The 14,408-nt window shown below is 72.7% G+C and carries 13 protein-coding genes and 1 riboswitch; of the genes, 11 read left to right on the top strand and 2 right to left on the bottom strand.

Annotation, left to right across the window (positions count from 1 at the left end):
• The 6 genes from ACZ60B_RS07585 to ACZ60B_RS07560 form a co-directional block, all read left to right on the top strand.
• Positions 1-573: flavodoxin-dependent (E)-4-hydroxy-3-methylbut-2-enyl-diphosphate synthase (locus tag ACZ60B_RS07585; RefSeq protein WP_469385050.1), on the top strand; the 573-nt coding region annotated here is incomplete at its 5' end.
• A 27-nt stretch (positions 574-600) separates the two neighbouring features.
• A complete protein-coding gene (gene dxs, locus ACZ60B_RS07580) occupies positions 601-2,484 on the top strand; it encodes a 1-deoxy-D-xylulose-5-phosphate synthase (protein WP_469385048.1) in 1,884 nt (627 codons plus the stop codon).
• Entirely contained in the window at positions 2,481-3,866 is a 1,386-nt protein-coding gene (locus ACZ60B_RS07575; RefSeq protein WP_469385047.1) for an aspartate aminotransferase family protein, read from the top strand. Before dxs ends, ACZ60B_RS07575 begins: the two co-directional genes overlap by 4 nt.
• Before the next feature lie 31 nt (positions 3,867-3,897).
• Positions 3,898-4,296, top strand: a complete 399-nt coding sequence (locus ACZ60B_RS07570; protein ID WP_469385090.1) for a hypothetical protein — start codon at positions 3,898-3,900, stop codon at positions 4,294-4,296.
• 115 nt (positions 4,297-4,411) lie between these two features.
• Positions 4,412-5,065: a helix-turn-helix domain-containing protein gene (locus tag ACZ60B_RS07565; RefSeq protein WP_469385046.1), complete on the top strand. Its 654-nt coding sequence runs from the start codon at positions 4,412-4,414 to the stop codon at positions 5,063-5,065.
• Positions 5,062-5,184: a DUF6126 family protein gene (locus ACZ60B_RS07560; RefSeq protein ID WP_469385044.1), complete on the top strand. Its 123-nt coding sequence runs from the start codon at positions 5,062-5,064 to the stop codon at positions 5,182-5,184. Before ACZ60B_RS07565 ends, ACZ60B_RS07560 begins: the two co-directional genes overlap by 4 nt.
• Before the next feature lie 89 nt (positions 5,185-5,273).
• Here ACZ60B_RS07560 and ACZ60B_RS07555 read toward each other — a convergent pair whose 3' ends face one another.
• Positions 5,274-6,071: a tyrosine-protein phosphatase gene (locus tag ACZ60B_RS07555; RefSeq protein WP_469385043.1), complete on the bottom strand. Its 798-nt coding sequence runs from the start codon at positions 6,069-6,071 to the stop codon at positions 5,274-5,276.
• A 451-nt stretch (positions 6,072-6,522) separates the two neighbouring features.
• A riboswitch (cyclic di-AMP (ydaO/yuaA leader) is annotated at positions 6,523-6,684 on the top strand.
• Between the two features lie 2 nt (positions 6,685-6,686).
• On the opposite strand from ACZ60B_RS07555, the gene ACZ60B_RS07550 reads away from it, so the two are divergent.
• Both ACZ60B_RS07550 and ACZ60B_RS07545 read left to right on the top strand, forming a co-directional pair.
• Positions 6,687-7,637, top strand: coding sequence for a M23 family metallopeptidase (locus ACZ60B_RS07550; protein ID WP_469385041.1), 951 nt, complete (start codon positions 6,687-6,689; stop codon positions 7,635-7,637).
• A 301-nt stretch (positions 7,638-7,938) separates the two neighbouring features.
• Positions 7,939-8,724 carry an SGNH/GDSL hydrolase family protein gene (locus ACZ60B_RS07545; protein ID WP_469385088.1) on the top strand — a complete coding sequence of 262 codons (786 nt, stop codon included), beginning with the start codon at positions 7,939-7,941 and terminating at the stop codon, positions 8,722-8,724.
• Between the two features lie 48 nt (positions 8,725-8,772).
• Here the strand turns inward: ACZ60B_RS07545 and ACZ60B_RS07540 are convergent, their stop codons facing one another.
• Positions 8,773-9,384: a TetR/AcrR family transcriptional regulator gene (locus tag ACZ60B_RS07540; protein WP_469385040.1), complete on the bottom strand. Its 612-nt coding sequence runs from the start codon at positions 9,382-9,384 to the stop codon at positions 8,773-8,775.
• A 166-nt stretch (positions 9,385-9,550) separates the two neighbouring features.
• Here ACZ60B_RS07540 and ACZ60B_RS07535 point away from each other — a divergent pair, with 166 nt between their 5' ends.
• The 3 genes from ACZ60B_RS07535 (at position 9,551) to ACZ60B_RS07525 (ending at position 14,407) form a co-directional block, all read left to right on the top strand.
• Complete coding sequence (locus ACZ60B_RS07535) at positions 9,551-10,732, top strand: MBL fold metallo-hydrolase (protein WP_469385038.1); 1,182 nt, start codon at positions 9,551-9,553, stop codon at positions 10,730-10,732.
• A 424-nt stretch (positions 10,733-11,156) separates the two neighbouring features.
• Positions 11,157-13,916, top strand: a complete 2,760-nt coding sequence (locus ACZ60B_RS07530) for a sensor histidine kinase (RefSeq protein WP_469385035.1) — start codon at positions 11,157-11,159, stop codon at positions 13,914-13,916.
• Positions 13,917-13,972: 56 nt separating this feature from the next.
• The gene (locus ACZ60B_RS07525) at positions 13,973-14,407 is read left to right on the top strand and encodes a roadblock/LC7 domain-containing protein (protein ID WP_384720877.1); all 435 of its coding nucleotides are present in this window, start codon (positions 13,973-13,975) and stop codon (positions 14,405-14,407) included.
• Position 14,408: the final 1 nt, after the last annotated feature.

The following is a 14,408-nucleotide window of genomic DNA, read 5'->3' as shown; positions in this document are numbered from 1 at the left end:
CCGGTGGTCATGGTCGAGGCGTACCGGCAGCTGGCGGCGCAGTGCGACTACCCGCTGCACCTGGGTGTGACGGAGGCGGGTCCGGCGTTCCAGGGCACGATCAAGTCGGCGGTGGCGTTCGGTGCGCTGCTGTCGCAGGGGATCGGGGACACGATCCGGGTGTCGCTGTCGGCGCCGCCGGTCGAGGAGGTGAAGGTCGGCATCCAGATCCTGGAGTCGCTGAACCTCAGGCAGCGGGGTCTGGAGATCGTCTCGTGTCCGTCGTGCGGGCGTGCGCAGGTGGACGTGTACAAGCTGGCCGAGGAGGTCACGGCGGGCCTGGAGGGCATGGAGGTCCCGTTGCGGGTCGCGGTCATGGGCTGTGTGGTGAACGGTCCGGGTGAGGCGCGTGAGGCCGATCTGGGTGTGGCCTCGGGCAACGGCAAGGGGCAGATCTTCGTCAAGGGCGAGGTCATCAAGACCGTCCCCGAGTCGAAGATCGTGGAGACCCTGATCGAGGAGGCCATGAAGATCGCCGAACGGATGGAACAGGACGGCGTCGCGGCAGGGGAGCCGGCCGTCACCGTGAACTGAACGGCACGAACCGAAGGGGGCCCGAGCGTGACCATTCTGGAGACCATCCGGGGACCACGCGACCTTAAGGCGCTGTCCGAGGCGGAACTCGGTGAACTGTCCGAGGAGATCAGGGACTTCCTGGTGCACGCGGTGGCCAGGACCGGCGGACACCTCGGGCCCAACCTGGGGGTGGTGGAACTCTCCATCGCGCTCCACCGGGTCTTCGAGTCGCCGGTCGACCGCATCGTCTGGGACACCGGCCACCAGAGTTACGTACACAAACTCCTGACGGGACGTCAGGATTTCTCCAAGCTGCGGGGCAAGGGCGGCCTGTCCGGCTACCCCTCGCGCGAGGAGTCCGAGCACGACATCGTCGAGAACAGCCACGCCTCCACCGCGCTCGGCTGGGCGGACGGCCTCGCCAAGGCACGCCAGGTGCAGGGGGAGGACGGCCACGTCGTCGCGGTCATCGGCGACGGCGCGCTCACCGGCGGCATGGCCTGGGAGGCATTGAACAACATCGCGGCCGCCAGGGACCGCCCGCTGATCATCGTCGTCAACGACAACGAGCGCTCCTACGCGCCCACCATAGGCGGCCTCGCCAACCACCTGGCGACCCTGCGCACGACCGACGGCTACGAGCAGGTCCTCGCCTGGGGCAAGGACGTACTGCTGCGGACCCCGGTGGTCGGCCCCACGCTGTACGAGTCGCTGCACGGGGCGAAGAAGGGCTTCAAGGACGCCTTCGCGCCGCAGGGCATGTTCGAGGACCTGGGGCTGAAGTACGTCGGACCGATCGACGGCCACGACCTCAAGGCCGTCGAGTCCGCGCTGCGCCGCGCCAAGCGTTTCCACGGGCCGGTCCTCGTCCACTGCCTCACCGAGAAGGGCCGCGGCTACGAACCGGCCCTCGCCCACGAGGAGGACCACTTCCACACCGTCGGCGTGATGGACCCCCTCACCTGCGCGCCGCTCGCCCCGGCCGGCGGTCCGTCCTGGACCTCGGTGTTCGGCGACGAGATGGTCAGGATCGGGGAGGAACGCGACGACGTCGTGGCGATCACCGCCGCGATGCTGCACCCGGTGGGCCTCGGCAAGTTCGCGGCCCGCTTCCCCGACCGGGTGTGGGACGTCGGCATCGCCGAGCAGCACGCGGCCGTCTCGGCGGCCGGTCTCGCCACCGGCGGACTGCACCCCGTGGTGGCCGTCTACGCCACCTTCCTCAACCGCGCCTTCGACCAGTTACTGATGGACGTGGCCCTGCACAGGTGCGGCGTCACCTTCGTGCTCGACCGGGCCGGCGTCACCGGTGTCGACGGCGCCTCCCACAACGGCATGTGGGACCTGTCGATCCTCCAGGTCGTCCCCGGGCTCAGGATCGCCGCGCCGCGCGACGCCGACCAGCTCTCCGCACAGCTGCGCGAGGCCGTCGCCGTGGACGACGCACCGACCCTCGTGCGCTTCCCGAAGGAGTCGGTCGGTCCGCGGATCCCGGCCGTCGGCCAGGTGGGCGGTCTCGACGTCCTGCACCGCGGCCCGGGCACGCCCGAGGTACTGCTGGTGGCCGTCGGCGTCATGGCGCCGGTCTGCCTGCAGGCCGCCGAGCTCCTCGAAGCGCGCGGCACCGGCTGCACCGTGGTGGACCCCCGCTGGGTCAAGCCCGTCGACCCCGCGCTGCCGGGCCTGGCCGCCGGGCACCGGCTGGTGGCCGTCGTCGAGGACAACAGCCGCGCGGCCGGGGTCGGCGCGGCGGTCGCGCTGGCCCTGGGCGACGCCGAGGTCGACGTACCCGTACGGCGGTTCGGGATCCCCGAGCAGTTCCTCGCGCACGCCAAGCGCGCCGAGGTGCTCGCCGACATCGGTCTCACCCCGGTCGAGATCGCCGGACGGATCAGCGCAAGCCTGGCAGTCAAGGAGAAACACGGATGACCGAGGAGTTCGACCTCGCCGCGCTGCTGGCCGAGCGCGGGGCCGAGCGCTACGAGCTGCACGCCAAGCACCTCAACCACCAGCTCCCGCGGATGCTGCACACCATCGGCTTCGACAAGGTCTACGTCCGCGCCGAGGGGGCCTACTTCTGGGACGCGGACGGCAACGACCACCTGGACATGCTCGCCGGGTTCGGGGTGATGGGCCTGGGCCGTCACCACCCCGTGGTCCGCAAGGCGCTGCACGACGTCCTCGACGCCTCGCTCGCCGACCTCACCCGCTTCGACTGCCAGCCGCTGCCCGGGCTGCTGGCCGAGCGGCTCCTCGCGCACAGCCCGCACCTGGACCGGGTGTTCTTCGGCAACAGCGGCACGGAGGCGGTCGAGACCGCGCTGAAGTTCGCCCGCTACGCCACCGGCAGGCCGCGGATCCTGTACTGCGACCACGCCTTCCACGGGCTGACCACCGGCTCCCTCTCGGTCAACGGCGAGACCGGCTTCCGGGACGGCTTCGCGCCGCTGCTGCCCGACACCGCCGTCCCGCTCGGCGACCTCGACGCGCTGGCCCGGGAGCTGAGGAAGGGCGACGTGGCGGCCCTCGTCGTCGAGCCGATCCAGGGCAAGGGCGTGCACGAGGCCCCGCCCGGCTACCTGCGCGCCGCCCAGGAACTCCTGCACCGGCACAAGGCGCTGCTCATCGCCGACGAGGTGCAGACCGGGCTGGGCCGGACCGGCGACTTCTACGCCTACCAGCACGAGGACGGCGTCGAACCGGACCTGGTGTGCGTGGCCAAGGCACTCTCCGGCGGCTATGTGCCGGTCGGCGCCACGCTCGGCCGGGACTGGATCTTCAAGAAGGTCTACTCGTCGATGGACCGGGTGCTCGTCCACTCGGCGAGCTTCGGGTCGAACGCCCAGGCCATGGCCGCCGGGCTCGCCGTGCTGTCGGTCATGGAGAACGACCAGATCGTCGCCAACGCCCGCGCCACCGGGGAGCTGTTGCGGTCCCGGCTGGCCGCGCTCACCGACAAGTACGAGCTGCTCGCCGACGTCCGGGGCCGGGGCCTGATGATCGGTATCGAGTTCGGGCGGCCGAAGTCGCTGAAGCTGCGCGGCCGCTGGAGCATGCTCCAGGCCGCGCGCAAGGGGCTGTTCGCGCAGATGGTGGTCGTCCCGCTGCTCCAGCGGCACCGGATCCTCACCCAGGTCTCCGGCGACCACCTGGAGGTGATCAAGCTGATCCCGCCGCTGATCGTCGGCGAGCGGGAGGTGGACCGGTTCGTCGACGCCTTCACCGAGGTGATGGACGACGCGCACAACGGGGGCGGACTGGTCTGGGACTTCGGCCGGACACTGATCAAGCAGGCGGTGGCCAACCGGTAGTCCGGGCGGGGCGTCGGTGCGCTGCGGCATGATGACGGCCGTGAACACCGAGATGCTCAAGGACATGTGGCAGCGGCTCCTCGCCGACCCCGGCAAGTCGTGGGTGCTGTTCGAGCACGGCACCTGTGTCGTGCTCACCGCCCCGGAGGGAGACCTCGCGGACCAGGCCACCGGGATTCTGCGGGAGTTCGGCCCGGTGCGCGCCGGATCCCCGGCGGGGGACTTCGGGGTGATCGACCTCAAGGACGCCGAAGGGTGGGTCGTCACCGGGCGGCACAACGACGTCCTCACCTACGTCGGCCCCGACGAGCCGCACGAACGGTCGGACATCGCGATAGGGGTGTTCGGGCGGTCCAAGCGCCACCGCGACGGCACCGAACTCCACGTCGTCCACGTCGAGGACCGGCGCGGCCGGGCGGCCCAGGACTGATCACCGGCGCCGGCGCCGGGCCCTGGCGGCCACCGGTCCGCGCCCCGTGCCCTTCGGTTTGCCTGAGAGGCAAGGTATTTGCCAGAGAGGCAATCGACCTGGCTCAATGGATGGCATGAGCTTCCCAGAAGCCGCGTCCGAGCCGCCGCTCGGCCCGGCAACAGAGCCGGCCGCGGAGACCGCCGAAGGCCTCTCGGCCGTCGCGCCGCGGCTGCGCGCCCTGCGCCGCCGGGCCTCGCTGACCCTGGAGGCCGCCGCCCGTGCCGCCGGGCTGTCGCCCGCCCATCTCTCCCGGCTGGAGACCGGGCAGCGCCAGGCATCGCTGCCGATGCTGCTCGCACTCGCCCGCGTCTACGGTACGACAGTCTCGGACCTGCTCGGCGAGACGGTCCCCGACCGGGACGCCGTGCTGCGCGCCGGTGACGCGGAGCCGACCGCCGCGGGCGGCTGGACGTACTGGCAGGCTGGCTCGCCCGGCCGCGGGATGCAGGCCCTGCGGGTACGCGTCCCGTACGGCTCGCAGGGCGACGTCGTCCGCGTGCACCCCGGCGAGGAGTGGCTGTACGTCCTCACCGGGCGCCTGCGGCTGCGACTGGCCGACGCCACCCACCTGCTCGGTCCGGGCGACAGCGCGCACTTCGACTCGCTGACCCCGCACCGTATAGCCGCTCAGGACCCCGACGGGGTCGAGCTGCTGTTCGTACACACCCTGTTGCAGAGCCCGACGGCCACCCTGTGCCTCGGCGACACCATCGGAGAGAAGCCATGAGTGACATCGAGGAGAAGTTCCCCCGCTCCCTCTGGATCAGGCTGATCGTCTACATCGCCGTGGGACACGTCCTCGCGGCGTTCATCTGGCTGCTCTTCGAGGTCGGCGCCCAGCAGTAGTCGCCCGGCGACGGGCGGCTCGGCGGCGGGGCGCCGACAGCGGGCGGCCCGAAGGGCCGGAGCCCGGCGGCGAGCCGCCGGGCCGAGGGTCAGTCGAGGAGCCGCTCGCGCAGCCGTTCCCGGGTCTCGGGCGCCAGCCGGAGCCCCTGCTCCAGGTAGGCGTCGACGCCGCCCCAGTTCTCCTCGATGGTCTCCAGCGCCGCGGCCAGGTACTCCGCCCGCGCGTCGAACAGGGGGCTGAGCAGCTCCATGACCTCGGGGGAGTAGCCCGCCGAGGACGAGTCGCTGCGGCGCACCCTGTAGCGGCGGTGCGTGGCGTTGGACTCCAGGTAGTCGGCGAGGATCGCCTCGCGCTCCACGCCCAGGGCCAGCAGCGTCACCGCGATGGACAGGCCGGCGCGGTCCTTGCCCGCCGCGCAGTGCATCAGGGCCGGGACGCTGTCCTCGGAGAGCGAGTGCAGCACCCGGGAGTGCTCGCCCGTCCGCTCCTTGACGATGGTGCGGTACGACATGATCATCCGGTGCGCGGCCCTGCCCTCGCCGAGGATCGCGCGCAGCTGCTCGATCTCGCCGTCGCGGACCATCTTCCAGAACTCGGAGCCGTCCGCCGGGTCCGACAGCGGCAGGTTTACATTGCGCACGCCGGGCAGCTCGACGTCCGGGCCCTCCAGCTTCTGGTCCGCCGCGTTGCGGAAGTCGAAGATCGTGTGCAGCTTCAGGGAGGACAGGAACGCCGCGTCCTCGTCGGTCGCGTGCGCCAGGTGACCGCTGCGGAACAGCACGCCGTGGCGCACCCGCCGTCCGTCGGCGGTGGGCAGTCCGCCGACGTCGCGGAAGTTGCGCACTCCGGCCAGTTCGGGCTCGGTCGACGGGACCTGCTGCGTCAAGGGGGGCTCCTCCCGCTCGCCCCGTCGGCGTGGCTCGGCGGGTGGCCGACGGGATGCGCTGACGACGATACGACATCGGTTCGAGGGCGACCGCGTCGTCCACAGGCCGAAGCGTCGGTGCGGCGACCGTCCCGGTGTGTCACCTGTAGGCGGTCTGCCCGGATTGCCCTCTTTGCCGGAACTCGCCCTGGAATAAAGGTGACTGGGTGACGAGTGCGTGAGGAGGGTCATATCGGTGACCGTGAGTGCTGCGTCATGTTCACGCAATCAGTGCGCCTTTTGGGGAGATGTGAAACGAGAGGGGAGGAGTTTTACGCAGGGTAATCGGGATCTCTCGTAACGGATCAAGCAAAACGGGCACATCCGGAAGAGGCCGCTTGTCCCGTTGTGGCGGGCTCGCTTACGTTCCACACCGATCCGGGTGGACGCCTAATCCTGCCGCCGCCCGGTGCCCGCACACTCACCCGTGCACGGCAGGAACGGGGGACCCACAGGCTCGACCGCCTGGTCCCGTCACCGGAACAGGCTAGGGGTTCAGCCGCGCCGCGAGCGCGGCCGGGCATCTCCAGTCCGCACCCGACAGCTCACCTCGTAGGCGCCGGAGAGGAAAACGCCATGCCCGCGAAGGGTAAGCACCGCCGTCCCAAGGCCCCGCGCCTCAGCCGCTCGCTCGCCGTCGTCGGAACCGGCGGTGCCACGCTCGCCCTCCCGCTGCTGGGGGCCACCGGCGCGCACGCGGCGACGCCGCAGTCCGCCGCCCGGTCGGTTCCCGCGAAGGCCGCGCAGTCCGGCGCGACGAGCGGCCAGAAGACCGCCGAGCAGGCTGACGGGCAGAGCACGGGTGCCCGTACCTACACGGTGGTCGCCGGCGACCACCTCGCGAAGATAGCCGACGCCCAGCACGTCGACGGCGGCTGGCACCGGCTCTACCAGGACAACCGGGCGGCCGTCGGGGCCGATCCGTCGCTGATCCACCCCGGTCTGAAGCTCAGCATCGGCGCGAAGGCAGTGACGGGCGAGGGCGCCGGGTCCGCCGCGCCGAAGTCGCCGTCGGCGGGGTCCTCCTCGGCGGAGTCGTCCCCCGCGAAGTCCGCGTCGGCGGAGTCCTCGTCCGCGCGGTCCTCCGCGGCGAAGCCCGCCGCCCCGCAGACCACCGGCAGCGGTTTCACGCTCCCGGTCGCCGGTGCCCCGATCGGCACCGCGTACCACGTGGCGGGCAGCATGTGGTCCAGCGGCCACCACACCGGCGTCGACTTCGTCGTCCCGACCGGCACCTCGCTCAAGGCCGTCGGCGCGGGCACCGTCGTCTCGGCCGGCTGGGGCGGCGCGTACGGCAACCAGGTCGTCATCCGGCTCGCCGACGGCCACTACGCGCAGTACGCCCACCTGTCCCGGCTCTCCGTCTCGGCCGGCCAGACCGTGACCGCGGGTCAGCAGGTCGGTCTCTCGGGCGCGACCGGCAATGTGACCGGCCCGCACCTGCACTTCGAGATCCGCACCACCCCGGACTACGGCTCCGACGTCGACCCGATCGCCTACCTCCGCGCGCACGGCGTCGCCGTCTGACCGACGGGCAGTCCGACCGCCGGGCTGTCTGAGCGACGAACTGCCTGACCGGCAGGCCGTCTCCCGCGTGCCTCTCCGCCGTCGAAGGCCGGACCCCGATCCCCGGGGGCCGGCCTTCGACGCGCCCGGGTGCGGGCACTGCGTCGATGTTCCGGATCGCACGCTTATTCCCTGATTGGACAACTCTTTAGGAGTGGCTTATCTCACCGTCCGTCAACCCATGGCTACGGTCGCGTAGGTCACATTCGAAGGTGAATCATGAGCCGATGTGGCAGACGATTCGAAGAGTGACAGCAGAGCAGTGATCGGGTCGTACGTGGCGGTGGGGGACAGCTTCACCGAGGGCGTCGGCGACCCCGGCCCCGACGGGGCGTTCGTCGGCTGGGCCGACCGGTTCGCGGTCCTCCTGGCGGACCGGCAGCCCGAGGGCGACTTCCAGTACACCAATCTCGCGGTACGCGGAAAGCTCCTCGACCAGATCGTGGAGGACCAGCTTCCGCAGGCCGTCCGACTCGCGCCGGACCTGGTCTCCTTCTGCGCCGGCGGCAACGACATCCTCCGGCCCGGGACCGACCCCGACGAGGTGGCGGAGCGGTTCGAGCGCGCGATCGCCGCGCTGACCGCCGTATCCGGCACCGTCATGGTGACAACCGGCTTCGACACCCGCGGTGTTCCCCTGCTCAAGCACCTGCGCGGGAAGATCGCGACCTACAACGGGCACGTCCGGGCCGTCGCCGACCGGTACGGCTGCCCGGTGCTGGACCTGTGGTCCCTCAAGTCCATCCAGGACCGCCGGGCCTGGGACGGCGACCGGCTCCACCTCTCGCCCGAGGGGCACACGCGCGTGGCGCTGCGCGCGGGCCAGACCCTCGGCGTGGAGGTGCCGGCCGACCCGGAGCAGGCCTGGCCGGCGCTGCCGCCGCGCGGCACCCTCGAAGTACGGCGCGACGACGTCCACTGGGCGCGCGAGTACCTGGTCCCGTGGATCGGCCGACGGCTGCGCGGGGAGTCCTCGGGCGACCACGTGACCGCCAAGGGCGCGCTGTCCCCGGACGACATCAAGGAACGCATCGCGGCCGTGGCCTGAGCGGCCGACAGGCATGGGCGCGGGGTCGGCCTCCGGTCGGCTCCGCGCCTACGCCGTCAACGCCTCCCGCGCGAGACCCAGTTCCCGGGCCAGCGCCTCGTCCACCCACTCCTGCGCGCGGGCCCGCGAGACGGCGCCGGGGTACGACGTCAGCTGTACGGCGAGTCCGTCGAGCAGGGCCGTCAGACGCAGCGCCGCGGCCGCGGGGTCCGGGCACTCGAACTCCCCGGCGGCCACACCGTCCGCGACGACCTCGGTGATCGCGGCCTTCCACCGCCGGTCGAGGTCGCGGGTGACGTCCTGGAGGGCGGGCTCTCGCAGCGCCGCCGCCCAGCCCTCGATCCACAGCCGCCAGCCCTTGGCCTGCCCCGTGGGGGCGTACCAGCGCACGGCCGAACGCAGCCGCCGCAGCGCGGTGGTGCGGCGGCCGAGCAGCTTGCGCAGCCGGGCCAGGTCCTCCTCGGCCGCGTACGTGAAGGCGGCGGCGACCAGCTTCTCCTTGGTCGAGAAGTGGTAGAGCACCAGCGCGTTGCTCACCCCGAGCGCCGAGGCCACGTCGGCGATCCTGACCGCCGCCACGCCCCGCGCCTCGATCTGCTGCACGGCGGCCCGCAGCAACTCCTCGCGCCGTTCCGCCACGTTCAACCGCACTCTCGCCACCCGGTCACCCTAGTGCCGCGCCCCGGCTGCCGGAACGGCGATGTGAGCGGGCGGGAACGTACGGCCGGGCACCGGCGTTGTCGCAGAGCGGGAACGCACGGCCGGGAGCCGGTGTTGTCGCGGGAGCCGACCATAATGAAACGTCCCGACTCCACCTGGAGGTGCCGTGCCCGGTTTCCGTTCCTCGAGCCTCGGGCTCCGCTCGTTGCAGCCCGCGGCCTTCGGCGCGGACCCGAGCGGCGGGCGCCTCGCGCGCATCCGCAGTTCGCCCCACTTCAAGGACGGGGTCTTCCAGAACCCCGGCGGCCCGTCCCGGATCCGGCCCTCGGGCTCCGCCTCCGCCCTCGCGAAGGTCTACTTCGACCGGGAGGCCAAGTCGCACCGCGCCCCGAGCGGCACCATCCCGGTGCACGCCACCACCCTCGCCGACCTCGCCCGGCCGCCCGCCTCCGGACTGCGGCTCACCTGGATGGGACACTCCAGCGTGCTCGCCGAGATCGACGGTCGGCGGGTGCTGTTCGACCCCGTCTGGGGCGAGCGCTGTTCGCCGTTCGCGTTCGCCGGACCCAAGCGGCTGCACCCGGTGCCGCTGCCGCTGGCCGCGCTCGGCCCGGTCGACGTCGTCGTCATCTCCCACGACCACTACGACCACCTCGACATGCCGACGATCAAGGCGCTGGCGGGCACGGACACCCTGTTCGCCGTGCCGCTCGGGGTCGGTGAGCACCTCGAACACTGGGGTGTGGCGGCCGACCGGCTGCGCGAGCTGGACTGGCACGAGTCGACCCGCGTCGGCGGCCTCACCCTGACCGCCACCCCCGCGCGCCACTTCTGCGGCCGGGGTCTGCGCAACACCCAGCACACGCTGTGGGCATCCTGGGTCGTGGCCGGCGAGGAGCACCGGATCTACCACAGCGGCGACACGGGCTACTTCGACGGCTTCCAGGACATCGGCGCGGCCCACGGACCGTTCGACGCCACGATGATCCAGATCGGCGCCTACTCGGAGTTCTGGCCCGACATCCACATGACCCCGGAGGAAGGGGTCCAGGCCCACCTCGACCTCCAGTCCGCGGACCCGACGGCCGGCGTGATGATGCCCATCCACTGGGCGACCTTCAATCTGGCGCCGCACCCGTGGGCGGAGCCGGGCGAGGGCACGATGCGCGCCACGCACAAGGCGGGCGTGGCGCTGGCGGCCCCGGTGGCGGGCGAGCCGTTCGAGCCGACCGTGGCAGCACCCTCGGCGCCGTGGTGGCGCGCCGTCGCCAAGCCGCCGGCCGGGGGCTGGCCCACGTGGCCGCCGGTGGCGTCGTCCGGACCGGAACCGGTTCTCGCGGTGGAGTAGCGGTCGATCCTTCCGGGGCCGGACCATGCACGGCCCCGTTTCCTCTCGTGCTTCGTCAGCGCCCCCGCGCGGTCGGGCGGTAGCGGTTCCCGCCCTTGCGACATCACCGACAGTGACTGTTTCTGATCGGTTGAGACCATCCTTTTGCTCCCGAGTTCCTTTCGTGTTCCCCCTGGGGGAGGAGGGTCTGAGGGGTTCATCGGTCTTTCGTGCGATGCCTCATACCAGAGCGGGATGCTCCCCGTAGGAGTTTGCCAACTGCCCACCGCACCTGTCGCAACCGCGACTACTGTGAGTGCCCGCCGGGCGACGCAGGGCCGAATTCCTGGGCTCTCCCGACCGGCACCGCGATGGCGCACGCCCGAGCCGCGCACCACGCGCGAGCAATCAGGCTCAGGCTCGACGGACCAGCACGAGGACACCGATGTCTCACCTCCGCGCACCGGCCGCACGCGCAGACCGCCGTGACGGCGGTGGGCGGCACGGGCGGCCGGTCGCCCGCCCCGCCGTCCCGCTGCCCGAGGCCCACATACGGCCGCAACTCCTGCGGCTCGCCGTGCTGCCGCCGATCGCGGTCGCCCTCAGCGCGTGCGCGGCGATCCTGGTCACCGCCCGCTCCGCCGGAGCCGGACAGGGCATGACCCTGTGGGCGGTACTGACCGGCGCCCTCGTGGTCACCGTCGCGGGGATCCTGATCGCCGCCGTCGCCGCCGACCGTGCCGCCCGGTCCGTGACCGACCGGATCGGCGCGCTGCGCCGCAGCAGCGCCCGCGGCGAGGCCGATCTGCGCGCCGTCGTCGAGGCGTTACGACGCGGCGAGAACGCGCCCCGGCGCAAGCCGCTGGGCGGTCCGGCCAAGGACGCCGACGAGTTCGAACTGCTCGCCGCGGACCTGGCCCGCGCGCACGACGGCGCCGTCACCGCCGTCGTGCAGGCCGCCCAGCTCTCCAGCCAGACGGGCAGCGAACAGAAGCTGGAGGTCTTCCTCAACCTCGCCCGGCGGCTCCAGTCGCTGGTGCACCGGGAGATCTCCATCCTCGACGAGCTGGAGAACCAGATCGAGGACCCCGACCTGCTCAAGGGGCTCTTCCACGTCGACCACCTCGCCACCCGTATCCGCCGTCACGCCGAGAACCTCGCCGTGCTCGGCGGGGCCGTCTCGCGCCGGCAGTGGAGCAACCCCGTCTCCATGACCGAGGTGCTGCGCTCAGCGATCGCCGAGGTCGAGCAGTACTCACGCGTCAAACTCGTCCCGCCGGTCGACGGCGAGCTGCGCGGTCACGCCGTCGCCGACGTCATCCACCTGCTGGCCGAACTCGTCGAGAACGCCACGGTGTTCTCCGCCCCGCACACCCAGGTGCTGCTGCGCGCCAACCTCGTCACCTCAGGGCTCGCCGTCGAGGTGGAGGACCGCGGGCTCGGTATGCCCGCCGAGGAGCAGAGCAGGATGAACGACCTGCTCGCCGACCCCGACCAGGTCAATGTGGCCCGGCTGCTCGCCGACGGCCGGATCGGGCTCTTCGTCGTCTCCCAGCTCGCCCGCCGCCACGGCATCAGGGTCCGCCTCCAGACCAACATCTACGGCGGGGTGCAGGCCGTCCTGGTCGTACCGCAGGGACTGCTCGGCACGGCGCCGGACGGCGTCGTCGGGGCCGTGGCCGTGACGCGGCCGCAGGACCCGGCGGCCGGCCCCCTCGGACCGCAGCAGTCCGGGACCGGATCCGCCCGGGAGCCCGGACGGCATCTCGCACCCGCCGCACCCGCCGTCCCGACCGGCCGACGGCGTCGGCAGGGTCGTGACGACGACCGTGGCACCGTCGCTTCCACCGTGCCGGCCGCTCCCGCCGACGGCGGGAGGACGGCCGGGCGTTCCCCCGGTGGCCGCGGGAGCGTGCCGACCGGGAACGGCACGGGCTCCGCCCCGACCCCGACAGGTGCCGGCGGTCCGGTCCCCGTGCCGGCCCGCCGCGGTGGTCCGGTCCCGATGCCGGGCGGTGCCGGGTTCGGATACCCGACCGAGGGGGCGAACGGCGACGGCCCGGCCTTCGCCGGGAACGCCGGCGGACTGTCGCTCACCGGGAACGGTGACGGACCGGCTCTCCCCGGGAACGGACGGACCGTCCCCCGGAACGGCGACGGACCGTCCTTCGCCGGGCGTGGTGGCGCACCGGCCCTCACCGGGAACGGCGGCGGTCCGGCCCTCGCCGGGAACGGCGGCGGGCCGGCTTCCGGGTCGGGGCGCGACGGGGCGTCCCCCGTGGCGAACGGCACCGAGCCGCGTGCGAGGGCGAACGGCTCCGCCGCGCCCCGGCCGGGGAGCGGCGCGGGCCCGGCCGCGTCCACGGGCGGCGCGGGCAGCGGTACGCGGCCGGAGGCGGCCGGAGCCGGTCCGCGCTCGGACACCGGGGTTCGCGCGCTGCCGCAGGGCACCGGGGGTACCGGCGCACCGGACCGGCCGCCGGGCGCAGACGGCGGCGGAGCTGCCGGCGGTCACGGCGAACTGCCGGCCCCGCGCAGCACCCCCGACGAGTCCCGGCCGACCGGGGGCGCGCCCACCCCCCTGCCCGTGCGCGGCCCCCGGGGGGAACGGTCCAACCCCGCCTCGGCCGTGCCCGGGATCCGGCCCGAGGAGCGCCGGACCGTCGCGGAGAGCACCCAAGGGCTGCCCACCCCGCGAGTCGGCGCGGTGCGCGGCACCATGGGCAAGCCCCGGCTGCCCCGCCGACGCGCCCAGGAACACATCGTCCCCCAGCTGCGCGGTGGCCCCGCGCCCCGCCAGGACTCCGCGGACGTCGCCGCGCACGACCCCGGCCTGATGGCCGCCTTCCAGCGCGGTGTCGGCCTGGCCGAGGCCCAGCAGAGCCTGGAGGCGGCCGCACCCCCCGGCGCGTCCCTCTCCGACGTACAGCTCGTACCGAACGACGTACAGCTCGTACCGTCGCCGTCGCCGTCGCCCATCGTCGTACAGCCCCCCGCTGTCGCCGAACCGTCGTCGCCCGCCGCCGCCGTACCGACGTCCTTCCTGGACAAGGCACGGATAGCCCGGGCGCAGCCCGCGGACCCGTCCGTGGTGCCCGCCGCCCCCGAGGCGTCCGGCGCGAGCGACAGCCGGTCCGCGCCCGGCCCCGACCGGCACACCGACCAGCACACCGCCCGGCACGACGGGAGCGCGCCTGCCGGATGACCACCGCACCCCCCACAGCTCCCGCCGACCTTCGTACCCCAAGGAGTCGATCCACCATGGCGAGCGATGTGCCGACCAGTCATTCGTCCGATCTCGACTGGCTGATGAGCGGCCTCGTGCAGCGCGTACCGCACACCACCAGTGCGGTCCTCCTCTCCTGCGACGGCCTCGTGAAGTCCGTCCACGGCCTGGACCACGACAGCGCCGACCACATGGCCGCCCTGGCCTCCGGCCTGTACTCGCTCGGCCGCAGCGCCGGGGTGCGTTTCGGCGACGGCGGCGACGTACGGCAGGTGGTCGTCGAACTCGACGCGAACCTGCTGTTCGTGACCACCGCCGGCTCCGGCACCTGCCTCGCGGTGCTCGCCGGCCGCGAGGCCGACGCCGCGGTGCTCGGCTACGAGATGGCCATGCTGGTCAAGAGCGTCCGCCCGTACCTGGTGACCGCGCCCCGGCAGCATGCCGCCGACCCCCCGGTGATGAGGCGTTGAG

This window comes from Streptomyces sp. NPDC104096, assembly GCF_055584385.1.
The sequence above is the reverse complement of the archived record's forward strand: the minus strand, read 5'-3'. Positions and strand labels throughout refer to the sequence as shown.